Consider the following 14,211-nt stretch of genomic DNA (forward strand, 5'->3'; position numbering starts at 1 on the left):
TCTTGCTCGACACAAGTTGATCTATCAGGAGTCCCGTTCTCACTACTCAGCAGGGGTTGACCCGCCGATCACAGCCCTAACGCAACGGCGTTGTCCTGGTTGTAGTGGCATCGAGGGCGGAGCGAGACCACTAGATCCTGGATCGAGCGCGATCTTGCGGCGGGGCGCGGGCGGGGCGCGGGCGGGGCGCGGGCGGGGCGCGGGCGGGGCGCGTCGGACGGCGCGCGGCGGGGCGCGCGGCGGGGCGCGGCGGCCCTGTGGGCGTGGGTGCGGGCGGTGGCCCAGCGAGGTCGGCGTGCGGGCGCGGGTGGCGGGGAGATGGCGGGCAGGTGTGCGCGTCCCGGTGGCCGGGTGGGCGTTGAGCTGGGCGGGTAGGCTGGCAGATCGGCCACCCACACCCCGGGCGGCCGGACCCCTACCCTGGTCGATCATGAGTAGGGCCGTCAGCTCGGCGGTCCTGACCCGGCCGGGTCCCGTACGCCGGGACGACGGCGAGGAAGCGCAGCCATGATCAGTGTTTTCGACCTCTTCAGTGTCGGTATCGGGCCGTCCAGCTCGCACACGGTGGGGCCGATGCGGGCGGCGCGGACGTTCGTCGCCGGGCTCAAGGCCGACGGGCTGCTCACCGACGTCGCACGGGTGCAGGCCGAGCTGTTCGGCTCGTTGGGGGCCACCGGGCACGGCCACGGCAGCGGTCCGGCGGTGCTGCTCGGGTTGGCGGGCGAGTCGCCGGAGACCGTCGACACGGACACCGTCGGTCCTCGCGTCGAGCGGATCCGGGCGGAGCGGCGGATCAGCATTCTGGCCGCGCACGAGATCGACTTTGACCCGGATCGGGACCTGACGTTGCACCGCCGCCGGTCGCTGCCGTACCACCCGAACGGGATGACCTTTGCGGCGTACGACGACAACGGCGCCGAGCTGCGCCGTCGTACCTATTACTCCGTCGGTGGCGGGTTCGTGGTGGACGAGGCGGCGGCCGGTGCGGACCGGATCAAGCCGGACAGCACCCAGGTGCGGTACCCGTTCCTGACCGGGGCGCAGCTCCTCGACGTCACGTCCCGCACCGGCCTGTCGATCAGCGAGGTGATGCTGGCCAACGAACGCTCCTGGCGCAGCGAGGCGGACATCCGGGCCGGGCTGCTGGAGATCTGGCGGGTGATGCGGGAGTGCGTGCAGCGTGGCTGCGAGCGGGACGGCGTACTCCCTGGGGGGTTGAAGGTTCGGCGGCGGGCGGCGGAGCTGCGGCGCGGCCTGGAGGCGGACGCCGGGACGCCCGACCCGCTGCACGCGATGGACTGGGTGACGCTGTTCGCGCTCGCGGTCAACGAGGAGAACGCGGCCGGCGGTCGGGTGGTCACCGCGCCGACGAACGGTGCGGCCGGGATCATTCCGGCGGTGCTGCACTACTACAGCCGTTTCGTGCCGGACGCCGACGACGACGGGGTGGTGCGGTTCCTGCTGGCGGCGGGCGCGATCGGTGTGCTGTTCAAGGAGAACGCGTCGATCTCCGGCGCGGAGGTCGGCTGCCAGGGTGAGGTCGGTTCGGCGTGCTCGATGGCGGCGGCGGGGCTGGCCGAGGTGCTCGGTGGCACCCCGGAGCAGGTGGAGAACGCGGCCGAGATCGGGATGGAGCACAACCTCGGGTTGACCTGTGACCCGGTGGGTGGCCTGGTGCAGATCCCCTGCATCGAGCGCAACGCGGTGGCTAGCATCAAGGCGATCACGGCCGCCCGGCTGGCGCTGCGCGGCGACGGTGTGCACAAGGTGTCGCTGGACAAGGTCATCAAGACCATGCGGGAGACGGGCGCCGACATGAAGGTCAAATACAAGGAGACGGCGCGTGGCGGTCTGGCCGTCAACGTGATCGAGTGCTGAGTCCGGCCGATTCGGGGCATTCGTTCACCGACTGCTAACCTGTCGTCCGTTTCAGGAGGCGGGAGGCTCGCGGTGACCTCTGGCGTCGCGGCGTTGTGGTCGCACCGCAACTCGCTGCGCATCCTGGTCCGCCGGGATCTGGCGGTCAAGTACCAGCAGTCGGTGCTGGGCTACTTCTGGTCGTTGATCGAGCCGCTCGGCATGGGCGCCATCTACTGGTTCGTCTTCGGGGTGCTCTACTCCTCCGACACCGGCCGGCACCTGGGCGAGGCGGCCGGGTCGTACCCGCTGTTCCTGATCACCGGGATCTTCGCGTGGATGTGGACCAGCTCGGCGTTGAGCGAGGCGACGAACGCGCTGACCGGCCAGTCCCGGTTGATCACCACGATGAACGTGCCGCGTCAGGTCTTCCCCATCGGCCGGGTCACCGGCCGGTTCGCCGAGTACGCGGCCGGCCTGCCGATCCTGATCGCCATCGCGGTGATCTACGCGGTGCACGGTCGGATCCACCCCGGCTGGTCGCTGCTCGCCCTGCCGCTCGCGGTGGCCGTGCAGGCCGTCCTGCTGACCGGGCTGGCCCTGTTGCTGTCCGCGTGGAACGTGCTGATGCGCGACGTGGAGCGGTTCCTGCGCCTGATCATCCGGGTGCTCTTCTACGCCACGCCGATCATCTACCCGCTGAGCCTGGTCCGGGAGTCCGACCTGCCCGGGTGGCTGAAGGTGGTCTACGAGCTGAACCCGCTGGTCGGGATCTTCCAACTGCACCACGCGATCTGGTACCCGGACGAGTTCCCGGACGCCCGGCTGCTCGCCACCACTGTCGTCGGCAGTGTGCTGGTGTTGGCCGCCGGCTGGTGGTCGTTTCGCCGGTTGGAACCCGCAGTGCTCAAGGAACTGTGACGTGGCCGCGCCGATCATCGAGGCCGACGGTCTGGGCATCCGGTTCGTCCGCAACCGGCGCCGGCAGTTGCGGCTGCGCGAGCTGTTCATCCACCGGGGCGGGCGCGGTGCCCTGCCCGGTCAGTTCTGGCCACTGCGCGACGTGTCGTTCACCGTCGAGCCGGGCGAGACCGTCGGGGTGATCGGCCGCAACGGCACCGGCAAGAGCACCCTGCTGCGGCTGATCGCCGGGGTGCTCATCCCGGACGAGGGCAGCATCCGGGTGCACGGCGCGGTGGCACCGCTGCTGGAGTTGTCGGCCGGTTTCTCCAACGACCTGACCGGGAGGGAGAACCTGCACCTGGTCGGTGGTCTGCACGGGTTGTCGGCGGGCTATCTGAAGCGGCACTTCGACGAGATCGTCGAGTTCGCCGGTGAGCAGGTGCAGGGTGCCATCGACACGTCGGTGCGGCACTACTCGTCGGGGATGAAGGTGCGGCTCGGCTTCGCGATCATCTCGCACCTGCCGCACCCGATCCTGCTGATGGACGAGGTGACCGCGGTCGGCGACGCGGAGTTCCGCAAGAAGTGTTACGCGACGATTGATCGTCTGCTCGGGGAGGGGCGCACGCTGGTGCTGGTGTCACACAACGAAAAGGACCTGACCCGGTTCTGCCGTCGGGGGTTGTACCTCGACGCGGGCCGGTTGACGCTCGACGGCACCATCGCCGAGGCGCTCGACGCGTACCACGCCGCGGTCCCGCGGTGACGCTCGCGATCGTGCTCGCCGCCGGAACGTCCGCAGCGGGCCTGACCACGTCGACGGGCGAGCCGCTGGCCGAGCGTCTGGCCGCCCAGTTGCGCCGGGCCGGGGCCGCCGAGGTGCGCTTCGCCGGCGACCTCGACGAGTTGGCCGCGCTGGCCGACGCCGCCGACGGCCCGCTGCTGGTCACCGGCACCGACCTGGTCGCCCACACGGCGGTGCTGCGGCACCTGGCCAGCAGCCCGGTCGGGCCGACGGTGGCGCTGGTGCTGACCGACCCGCCGGTGCCCGGTCGAACCGTCGTGCGCGAGGAACGTGGCCAGGTGGTCGACGCCGGCCCGCTGGACGCCCTGGCCGGCGACGCCACAGGCGTGTTCGGTGGCGCGCTGCGGGTCGGCGTGGACGACCTGCCGGCCCTCGCCGCCGCCGCGCGGGCCGCCGCCGTCGGCGCGCGGCCCGTCACCGCCCCGCTCGGCCCGCCCGGCGACGTGTCGCCGCTGCCGGCCGCCGGGGGAGCCGGACCCGAGGGCCCGTCCTCCGCCGTGGACCGGCTCGTCGCGGGTCTCGCGGCGCTCGGCACGCTGATCTTCGCCCAGCGGGTACGCCTGCTCGTCGCGCACCGGGTCGCGGACGCGCCCGCGTTGGCGGCTGCCGAAACGGCGGTGACCGCCGTCGACGAGGACCGGGCCGAGCTGCGGCTGTCGGTCAAGGAGAAGGACGACTTCTTCTCCACCTACTTCGTCAGCACCTGGTCGCCGTACGTGGTGCGGCTGTCGGCCCGGCTCCGGCTCACCCCGACCGGGGTGACGGCGATCTCGGTGCTGTTCGCGTTGGCGGCGGCGGTGCTGTTCGGCGTCGGCGGGCGGCCCGCGCTTGTCGGCGGCGCGGTGCTGCTCTACCTCGGCTTCGTGTTGGACTGCGTGGACGGCCAGTTGGCCCGCTACACCCGGCACTTCAGCGCCTGGGGTGGCTGGCTGGACACGATGGCGGACCGGGCCAAGGAATACCTGGTCTACGCCGGCCTGGGTTTCGGGGTGAGCCACGCCGGATTGGGCAACGGCTGGGCCCTCGCCATCGCCGCGATGACGTTGCAGACCGTCCGGCACATGACCGACACCTGGTACGGGGTGCTGCACGACGAGGCGGCCCGCCGACCGCGTACGGCGACGGGTGCCAGTGGCGGCATCGGCGACCGGCTCAACGCGGCGTCGACCCGGGTGCAGGCGGACACCGGCTCGGTGTCGTACTGGCTCAAGCGCACCGTGGTTTTTCCGATCGGTGAGCGCTGGGCGTTGATCGCGCTGACCGTGGCGCTGTTCAACCCGCTGGTCAGCCTGGTCGCGGTGCTGGTCTGGGGTGTGCTGGCGTTCGCGTACACCGGGGCTCTGCGGACGCTGCGGGCGCGCTGGATGTGGGTGCCGGTGCTGGACACGGTGGATGCCACCCTGCACCGCGACGACGGGCCGTTGGCCCGCCGGCTGCCGGTGGTGCGCCCGATGGGGCCGCTCACCCTGGCGGTGATCGCCGCGCTCGGCCCGGCGGTGCTGCTGGTCGTGGCGCTGCTGGGTGACGCGCCGGACGGGCTGCGCTGGGCGGTGCCGGTGACGTTGCTGGTGCTGCTGGTCGCCGGGCTGGGTGCCGGGGCCGCGCACAACGGCCCGCTGGACTGGCTGGTGCCGGCGGCGCTGCGGGCCGCCGAGTACCTGTTCGCCATCGCGGTGGGCGTGATCGGCGACGGGCCGGGTTGGTTGATCTTCGGGTACGTCTTCGTGCTCACCGTGCACCACTACGACCTGACCGCCCGGCTGGAGAAACGGCAGGCGGCACCACCACTGCACGCGGCCACGCTGGGCTGGGACGGGCGTTCGGTGCTGCTGGCCCTCGCGGCGATTGCCGGCATGGCGGGTATCGGGCTGGCTACACTCGGTGCGTACCTTCTCGTGGTTTTCGTGGTGAGCGTCGTCCTGGCCTGGTTCGTCCGACCGGCCCGTAGCGCGCGGGCGCACGTCGCGCCGGTGCGCGCCGGAGGTGCCACGCCACGCTGACGGAGGGACGGCCGGATGACCCTGATCAGTTTCGTGGTGCCGGCCTTCCGGGTGCAGGGATACCTGCGCGAATGCCTGGACTCGATCCTCGGCCAGCCGGAGACGGACATCGAGGTGATCGCCGTCGACGACTGCTCGCCGGACGCCAGCGGCGACATCATCGACGAGTACGCGGCCCGCGACCAGCGGGTCCGCTCGGTCCGGTTGCCGCAGAACGTCGGCCTGGGTCCAGCCCGCAACATCGGGCTGGACCGGGCCGTCGGCGAGTACGTGTGGTTCCTCGACGGCGACGACTGGTTGACGCCGGAGTGCCTGCCGGAGGTCGCCGGGCGGCTGCGGGTCACCCGCCCGGACGTGCTGCTCGTCGACCACGTCCGCACCCACTGGAACGACACCGCCACCCGCAGCGCGATGGCCGAGGTGTTTCCCGAGTCGCCCGGCACGGGCACCTTCCGGCTGCGGGACCGGCCGGAGACGATGCGGCTGCTGCACACCGCGTGGAACCGGCTGGTCCGCCGGGAGTTCCTGGCCGACCTGGGGCTGCGCTTCGCGCCCGGCTGGTACGAGGACGTCTCGTTCAGCTACCCGGTGCTGATGGCGGCGCAGCGGATCGGCGTACTGGACCGGGTCTGCGTCAACTACCGGCAACGCCGCGCCGGCGCGATCACCCGGACCCGCGGCGACCGGCACTTCGAGGTCTTTCCGCAGTGGCACCGGGTCTTCCACCTGATGGATTCGTGGGGGTCGGCGACGGAGGCCCTGCGACCGGCGGTCTTCGAGCGGATGATCTGGCACTACCTGACCGTGCTCGGCAACGGCCAGCGGATCGCCCCGGAGCTGCGACCGGCGTTTTTCGCGCAGATCACCGCCGACTACGAACGCTGGCTGCCACCCGGTGGCTATCCGGTGCCGGACGGGGTGGAGGGGATCAAACACCGGCTCGTCGCTTCCGGCCGCTGGCACACCTTCAGCGCGTTGCGGGCCGCGAGCCGGGCGCGGGACGCCGCCCAGCGAAAGGCTCGCACCGCCCGGCGGCGGGTCGGCCCGGTCGCTCGGCGCGGCGCCCGGCTGACCCGCGACGGGTTGCTGCGCGAGTACTACCGGGCGGAGCGGCGTCGGCCGGTCGACTCGACGCTCGCCGTGTACGCCGCGTACTGGTACCGGGGTTACTCCTGCAACCCGGCGGCGATCTACGAGGTCGCCCGCCGGCTGGCGCCGGGGGTGCGCGGGGTGTGGATCGTGCGCCGGGACCGGGTGGACAGCGTGCCGGCCGGGGTGGAGTACGTGGTCGCCGGCACCCCGGCGTACTACCGGGTCCTCGCTCGCGCCCGGTGGCTGGTCAACAACGTCAACTTCCCGGACTTCGTCCGCAAGCGGCCGGAGCAGGTGCACCTGCAGACCCACCACGGCACGCCGGTCAAGGTGATGGGGCTCGACCAGCAGCGTTACCCGATCGGGGCGGGTCGGATGGACTTCGCCGGGCTGCTGCGCCGGGTGGACCGCTGGGACTACAGCGTCAGCGCGAACAGCTTCTCCACCCAGATGTGGGACCGGGCGTACCCGGCCGCGTACACGACCCTGGAGGTGGGCTACCCGCGCAACGACCGGCTGGTCACGGCGGGCCCGGACGAGGTCCGCCGACTCCGCGCGGAGTTCGGCCTCGGCCCGGACGAGCAGGTCGTGCTGTACGCCCCGACGCACCGCGAGCACCTGCCCGGCTATCGGCCGCCGTTCGACCCGGACCGGTTCGTCCAGGCGCTTGGTGACTCGGGCCGGCTGTTGATGCGCAGCCACTACTTCCACGATCGCGATCGGCGTCCGGGCCACCCGGCGGCCTGGGAACGGGTGCGGGACGTCAGCGGCCACCAGCGGGTGGAGGATCTCTACCTGGTGGCGGACGTGCTGGTCACCGACTACTCGTCGGCGATGTTCGACTACGCGGTGTTGGATCGACCGATCGTGCTCTACGCTCCCGACTGGGAGGCGTACCGGCTCGCTCGGGGTGTCTACTTCGACGTGACGGCCGAGCCGCCGGGCGCGGTGGCCACCACCTTCGACGACCTGCTCGACCTGTTCCGTACCAACGCGGTGCGATCGGACGCCGCGACCAAGGCCCGCGAGCACTTTCGGGGCCGGTTCTGCACTCTGGACGACGGGCACGCGGCGGAGCGGGTGGTGCGCCAGGTGTTCCTCGGTGAGCCGGGCGAGCGATCCGCGAACTGCTGATCGGACTTATGTCGCTTAATGGCACCGTCACTCATCGAACATAAGACGTTTACCCGATGTCCTAAACTCATGATCCTGGTCACAGTCTTCTGGGGTTCGGCCGACGAGCTGGGGGGGAAGACGGTGAGCACCGTCACGCTCAAGGATGTGAGCAAGGTCTTCAGGGATGGCACGGTCGCCGTCGACAGCATCAACCTTGATGTGAACGACGGCGAGTTCATGGTGCTTCTCGGGCCGTCCGGCTGCGGCAAGTCCACAGTGCTGCGGATGATCGCCGGGTTGGAGGATCCGACCCACGGCGCCGTCCTGCTGGACGGAGAGTTGGCGAACGACCTGCCACCACGGGACCGCAAGATCGCCATGGTCTTCCAGGACTTCGCCCTCTACCCGCACATGACCGTCGGCGACAACATCGCCTTTCCGCTGCGGCTGGCCGGGGTGGAGCCGGAGCCGCGCGGCGAGCGGGTCGGTGACGTGGCCAGCGCCCTGGGCATCGGTGACGTGCTGGCCCGCAAGCCCGGTCAGCTCTCCGGTGGGCAGCGGCAGCGGGTCGCGATGGGCCGGGCGATCGTCCGCCGGCCGGGCCTGTTCCTGATGGACGAGCCACTGTCGAACCTGGACAGCGGCCTGCGTGCGGAGCTGCGCGCGGAGATCTCGGGCCTGACCCGGGAGTTGGGCGTCACCACCGTCTACGTCACCCACGACCAGGCCGAGGCGCTCACCATGGCGGACCGGGTGGCCATCATGCGCCGGGGCGTCCTCCAGGACGTGGGCACACCCACCCAGGTGTACGGCCGGCCGGCGACGCTCTACGTGGCCGCCTTCCTGGGTAGCCCGCGGATGAACCTGCTGGAGGCGTCGGTCTACGTCCACCTCGACCGGTACGTCACGCTCAATCTCGGTGACCAGTCGCTCTACCTGCCCTGGAACGACATCCGCAGCCGGGCGGTGGCGCACTACCACGGTGAGCGGATCGTGGTCGGCATGCGGGCCGAGGCGCTCACCCCGGTCGCACCGGACAGCCCGGGCGACGTGCTGCGCGGGCGGATCCGCTACCTGGAGCACCACGGGCACGAGTCGCTGGCGTTCCTCGACATCGGCGCCACCGCGATCATGGTCGACGAGATGGGCGCTCCGCTGGACCCGCCGCCGGTGGGCCAGCGTGGCCTGCGTCGGTTCGGTTCGGTGATGCAGCGACTCACCGGTAAGCCGGTGGAGCCGCAGGAGCCGCCGAGCAACGGCACCCAGACCAGCGTGCTTCCCGATCCGGGCCGGCACCACCGCCGTCCGGCGGAGCTGGCGGTGCGGCTGGCACCGTACCCGGCGGTCAGCGCCGGTCACCCGCTCGCCGTGTCGGTTCGGATGGACGCGCTGCACTTCTTCGACGAGCGGGGCGCCCGGATCGACGTGGGTTGGCGCTGACGGCCCACCGGAGCGGGGTGGCGGCCCGGCTCCGCGATGCCCTACCGTCTGCCCACCCAGTCCACATGTGACCGACCAGCGAAAGAGGTGCGCCCGTGTCGGGTGACCGTCCCAGCCCGCTCGTCATCGAGCGCATCCTGCGCGATCGCGAGGGCGTCTGGCAGCAGATCGTGGCCGAGGGTGACCTCAACAAGCTGACCGGGCGGATGCTGGCCAGCTCCGCCATCGCGCTGGCCTGCTACGGGGCGGTGCTCGGTGCGTTCCACAGCCCACTGATGGCGCTCACCTCGGCGCTGAAACTGCCCCTGCTGTTCCTCGTCACGCTGGCCATCTGCCTGCCCACGCTCTACCTGTTCAACCTGGTCTTCGGCGCCCGGCTCTCGGTGCGTCAGTCGCTGGCGCTGGTGATGGTGGCGATCACGGTCACCTCGATGCTCGCGGTGGCGTTCGCGCCGATCAGCCTCTTCTTCCTGATCACCGCGCCCGACTACGGGTTCTTCAAGCTGCTCAACGTGGCGATCCTGGCCCTGTCGGCGTTGGTCGGGCTGCGTTTCCTGACCGGCGGGATGCAGGTGCTCAACGACCACGGCCTGCTCGCACCGCCGGTCGCCGCCGCCCAGGTCAACACCCAGGCGAACGCCGCAGCCCCGGCTGTGCCGGCCGCCGCCCCGACCGTGCCGGTAGCGGTGCCCGTCGGCTCGGCGCCGGCTGCCGCGCCGGCCGCCGGTACGGGTGCCGAGCCGGTGGCCGTACCGGCCGGGTCTGCTCCTAACGGCGCGGTCACCGTCGCGCCGGCGCACGTTCCGGCGCAGTGGAGCGGCCAGCCGGCCGGTGCGCCTCCCGCGGGCGCCGCGCCGGGCTATCCGCGCTCGTGGAACGAGCGCCCGGTCCGACACGGCGAGCCGACGCAGCGGCCGGCCAGCATGACCCTGCTCTACATCTGGATCCTGCTCTTCGGTTTCGTCGGCACCCAACTGGCGTGGACGCTGCGCCCGTTCTTCGGCGACCCGGGTCAGGATTTCGCCTTCTTCCGCAGCATCGACGGCAACTTCTACGCGGAGATCCTGCGGACGATCGGCAACCTCTGAGCCTCGGCCAGAACGTGAGAAACCGCTGCTTGCCGGCCTGATTACCGGCTAGTAACGTCAGCGCATGACCATCGACTCCCGCCAGGTGGCGGCCGGCATGCTCGACGCGGTGCCCTTCGCCCGTACGCTCGGCTTCGAATTCGTGGAGGTGGCGCCCGAGGCGGAGGGCGGGGTCCGGGCAGTCGTCCGGATGCCCGACTCGCCGGCCACCCACAACCACGTCGGCGGCCCGCACGCGGGCGCCCTCTTCACCCTCGGCGAGACGGCCTCCGGCGCGGTCGTGCTGGCGGCCTTCGGGCAACTGCTCGACCGGGCCGTGCCGCTCGCCGTCCGGGCCGAGATCGCCTACCGCAAGCTCGCCATGGGCCCGGTGCTGGCCACCGCGCGGCTCGGCCGGCCGGCCCTCGACGTGATCGAGGAGCTGGAGTCCGGCCGACGGCCGGAATTCGGCGTCGAGGTGGAGATCGCGACCGAAGACGGCACGCCGACCTCGGCCATGACCGTGGTCTGGACACTGCGGCCAAACTGAACCGTGTCGCGGAGGCCGAAACGGGTTTACCGGCCCAGCGGGGTGGATAGATTCGTACCGTGCTGGGCCTACCTGCTCACGTGACCGCCTGTCTCTTCGATCTGGACGGTGTGCTGACGCAGACCGCCCGCGTGCACAACGCCGCCTGGACGCAGACGTTCGACGAGTTTCTCCGGCAGCACGCCACCGCTTCCGGCGAACCGTTCCAACCCTTCGATCCCGGCCCGGACTACAACCGTTACGTCGACGGCCGCCCCCGCGCCGACGGCGTCCGGTCGTTCCTCGCCTCCCGCGGCATCGTGCTGCCCGAGGGCACCCCGGACGACCCACCGGACGCCGACACCGTCAACGGCGTGGGCAACCGCAAGAACGTCCTGCTGCTCCAGCGCCTGCGCGACTCCGGCGTCGAGGTCTACCCGGGGTCGGTGCGGTACCTACAGGCGGCAGCGACCGCCGGGCTGCGCCGAGTGGTGGTGACCGCGAGCGCCAACGGCGGCGAGGTGGTCGCCGCGGCGGGGCTCGAACCACTCCTGGAGGCCCGGGTCGACGGGCTTGTCGCGCGAGCGCAGGGGCTACGCGGAAAGCCACAGCCGGACACGTTCCTCGCCGGTGCCCGGTTGCTCGGCGTGGACCCGACGCAGGCCGCCGTCTTCGAGGACGCGCTCTCCGGGGTGGCCGCCGGCCGTGCCGGTGGTTTCGGGTACGTGGTCGGCGTGGACCGGGTCGGGCAGGCGGACGAGTTGCTCGCGCACGGTGCCGACATCGTCGTGCGGGACCTCGCCGACCTGCTCGACACCGCCGATCCGTCGGCACCGGCACGCACCACCGCCGCGCCGCACCCGGGCACCGAAGGGGGCCTCGCGTGATCCGGGAGCGGGCCTATCCGGTCGAGCCGTGGCACGTCCGCGAGACCCGGCTGGACATGGACGTGCTGGCCCAGTCCGAGTCGGTCTTCGCGCTCTCCAACGGGCACGTCGGGCTGCGCGGCAACCTCGACGAGGGTGAACCGCACGGCCTGCCCGGCACCTACCTCAACTCGTTCTACGAGTTGCGCCCGCTGCCGTACGCGGAGGCCGGCTACGGCTTCCCCGAGTCGGGGCAGACGATCGTCAACGTCACGAACGGCAAGCTGATCCGCCTGCTCGTCGACGACGAACCGCTCGACGTGCGCTACGGGGAGTTGCTGGCCCACGAACGGATCCTCGACATGCGGGCCGGCACCCTGCACCGGGAGCTGCACTGGCGCTCGCCCGCCGGCCGGGAGGTCAAGGTCCGCAGCACCCGCCTGGTCTCGTTCACCCAGCGGTCGGTCGCCGCCATCAGCTACGAGGTGGAGGCCGTCGACGGCCCGCTCCGGCTGATCGTGCAGTCCGAGCTGGTGGCCAACGAGTCGCTGCCGGCGCAGAGCAAGGACCCGCGGGTGGCGGCGGTGCTGGAGTCACCCCTGCAGGCCGAGGAGGAGCTGACCACCCCGGACGGGGGGCAGCTCATCCACCGCACCAAGGTCTCCGGGCTGCGGGTCGCCGCCGCGATGGAGCACGAGGTGCACGGCCCGGACCACACCACCATCGAGTCCGAGGGCTACCAGGACTGGGTCCGCACCACGATCGCCTGCGTGCTCAAGCCCGGCGAGAAGCTACGGGTGATCAAGTATCTGACGTACAGCTGGTCTAGTCGGCGGTCGCTGCCGGCGCTGCGCGACCAGGTCGGCGCGGCACTGGCCGGCGCCCGGCTGGACGGCTGGGACGGGCTGCACCGGGAGCAGCGCAACTACCTCGACGCGTTCTGGGACGCCTCCGACGTGCTGGTCGAGGGTGACCCGGAGGTGCAGCAGGCGGTCCGGTTCGGTCTCTTCCACGTGCTCCAGGCCGGTGCGCGCGCCGAGCAGCGGCCGATCTCGGCGAAGGGGCTGACCGGTCCCGGCTACGACGGGCACGCCTTCTGGGACACCGAGATGTTCGTCCTGCCGGTGCTCACGTACACCCAGCCGAGCGCGGTGCGCAGCGCGTTGCAGTGGCGACACAGCACGCTGGACTCGGCGCGGGAGCGTGCCGAGACGCTCAACCTCCGGGGTGCCGCGTTCCCGTGGCGGACCATCGAGGGCTCGGAATCCTCCGGATACTGGCCGGCGGGCACGGCGGCCTTCCACATCGCCGCCGACATCGCCGACGCCGCGCGCCGCTACGTGATGGTCACCGGCGACACCCAGTTCGAGCAGGAGATCGGGCTGGAGCTGTTGGTGGAGACCGCCCGGCTGTGGCGCTCGATCGGCCACCACGACCGGCACGGCCAGTTCCACATCGACGGTGTCACAGGCCCGGACGAGTACACCGCCGTGAAGAACGACAACATCTACACCAACCTGATGGCACAACGGAACCTGCTCGCGGCCGCCGACGTGGTGGTGCGCCACCAGGACGAGGCGTTCCACCTCGGGGTCACCGACGAGGAGGCGGCGAGTTGGCGGGATGCCGCCACCTCGATGCACGTCCCGTACGACGAGGAGCTGGACGTGCACCAGCAGGTCGAGGGCTTCACCCGCCTGCAGGAGTGGGACTTCACGCACACGCCGGCGGAGAAGTACCCGCTGCTGCTGCACTACCCGTACTTCGAGCTGTACCGCAAGCAGGTGGTCAAGCAGGCCGACCTGGTCCTCGCCATGCACTGGCGCGGGGACGCGTTCACACCGGAGCAGAAGGTCCGCAACTTCCTCTACTACGAGCGCCGGACCGTCCGCGACTCGTCGTTGTCGGCCTGCACCCAGGCGGTGCTCGCCGCCGAGGTCGGTCACCCCGAGCTGGCCCACAGCTATCTGCGCGAGGCCGCGCTGATGGACCTGCACGACCTCAACGAGAACACCCGCGACGGCGTGCACATGGCGTCGTTGGCCGGGGCCTGGCTGGCCCTGGTCAGTGGGCTCGGCGGGCTCCGGGACCACGACGGCGAGCTGTCCTTCGCGCCCCGGCTCTCCAGTCGACTCAACCGGCTGGAGTTCTCCCTGCAGTGGCGCGGGCTGTCGCTGCGGGTGGATGTCCGGCCGCACCAGACGACATACTCCCTGCGTCATGGCGGCCCGGACGACGTGGTGGAGCTGCGCCACCACGACCAGGTGCTGCGGGTGACCTGCGACGAACCGGTCACGGTGCCGGTGCCGCCGGCCGAGCCGACCGGCCCTCCGCCCGAGCAGCCACCGGGCAGGTCGCCGCTGCTGCGGCTGCCCGAACGCGTGAACGCGCAGTGACGGGGGGGGGGGGGGGGGGGGGGGGCCCCCCCCCCCCCCCCCCCCCCCCCCCCGCCCCCCGGGGGCCGGGCCGGGGGGGGCGCCCCCCCCCCCCCCCCCCGGGGGGGGGGGGGGGGGCGGGCGCCGCCGCCCCCCCCGCC

At 71.6% G+C, this 14,211-nt stretch carries 10 protein-coding genes; all 10 read left to right on the top strand.

Annotation, left to right across the window (positions count from 1 at the left end; genetic code table 11):
• Window positions 1–507 precede the first annotated feature (507 nt).
• The 10 genes from ACGFIQ_RS35990 to ACGFIQ_RS36035 all read left to right on the top strand — a co-directional run bounded on the left by ACGFIQ_RS35990 (window position 508) and on the right by ACGFIQ_RS36035 (window position 14,071).
• A complete protein-coding gene (locus ACGFIQ_RS35990) occupies window positions 508–1,878 on the top strand; it encodes an L-serine ammonia-lyase (RefSeq protein ID WP_393250775.1) in 1,371 nt (456 codons plus the stop codon).
• 72 nt (window positions 1,879–1,950) lie between these two features.
• A complete protein-coding gene (locus tag ACGFIQ_RS35995; RefSeq protein WP_393250777.1) occupies window positions 1,951–2,778 on the top strand; it encodes an ABC transporter permease in 828 nt (275 codons plus the stop codon).
• A gap of 1 nt (window position 2,779) precedes the next feature.
• On the top strand, window positions 2,780–3,526 hold the full coding sequence (locus ACGFIQ_RS36000) for an ABC transporter ATP-binding protein (RefSeq protein WP_393250779.1): 747 nt from the start codon (window positions 2,780–2,782) through the stop codon (window positions 3,524–3,526).
• Complete coding sequence (locus tag ACGFIQ_RS36005; RefSeq protein ID WP_393250781.1) at window positions 3,523–5,565, top strand: DUF5941 domain-containing protein; 2,043 nt, start codon at window positions 3,523–3,525, stop codon at window positions 5,563–5,565. The genes ACGFIQ_RS36000 and ACGFIQ_RS36005 overlap by 4 nt, the downstream gene beginning before the upstream one ends.
• A gap of 15 nt (window positions 5,566–5,580) precedes the next feature.
• Window positions 5,581–7,791, top strand: a complete 2,211-nt coding sequence (locus ACGFIQ_RS36010; protein WP_393250783.1) for a CDP-glycerol glycerophosphotransferase family protein — start codon at window positions 5,581–5,583, stop codon at window positions 7,789–7,791.
• 69 nt (window positions 7,792–7,860) lie between these two features.
• On the top strand, window positions 7,861–9,213 hold the full coding sequence (locus ACGFIQ_RS36015; RefSeq protein ID WP_393250785.1) for an ABC transporter ATP-binding protein: 1,353 nt from the start codon (window positions 7,861–7,863) through the stop codon (window positions 9,211–9,213).
• Window positions 9,214–9,308: 95 nt separating this feature from the next.
• A complete protein-coding gene (locus tag ACGFIQ_RS36020; RefSeq protein WP_393250787.1) occupies window positions 9,309–10,301 on the top strand; it encodes a hypothetical protein in 993 nt (330 codons plus the stop codon).
• A 64-nt stretch (window positions 10,302–10,365) separates the two neighbouring features.
• Window positions 10,366–10,830, top strand: coding sequence for a DUF4442 domain-containing protein (locus ACGFIQ_RS36025; RefSeq protein WP_393250789.1), 465 nt, complete (start codon window positions 10,366–10,368; stop codon window positions 10,828–10,830).
• 59 nt (window positions 10,831–10,889) lie between these two features.
• Window positions 10,890–11,696 carry an HAD family hydrolase gene (locus tag ACGFIQ_RS36030; protein ID WP_393250791.1) on the top strand — a complete coding sequence of 269 codons (807 nt, stop codon included), beginning with the start codon at window positions 10,890–10,892 and terminating at the stop codon, window positions 11,694–11,696.
• Window positions 11,693–14,071, top strand: coding sequence for a glycoside hydrolase family 65 protein (locus ACGFIQ_RS36035; protein WP_393250793.1), 2,379 nt, complete (start codon window positions 11,693–11,695; stop codon window positions 14,069–14,071). Before ACGFIQ_RS36030 ends, ACGFIQ_RS36035 begins: the two co-directional genes overlap by 4 nt.
• Window positions 14,072–14,211: the final 140 nt, after the last annotated feature.

Origin of the sequence: Micromonospora sp. NPDC048898 (assembly GCF_043198035.1) — a bacterium.
Taxonomy (GTDB): Bacteria; Actinomycetota; Actinomycetes; order Mycobacteriales; family Micromonosporaceae; genus Micromonospora.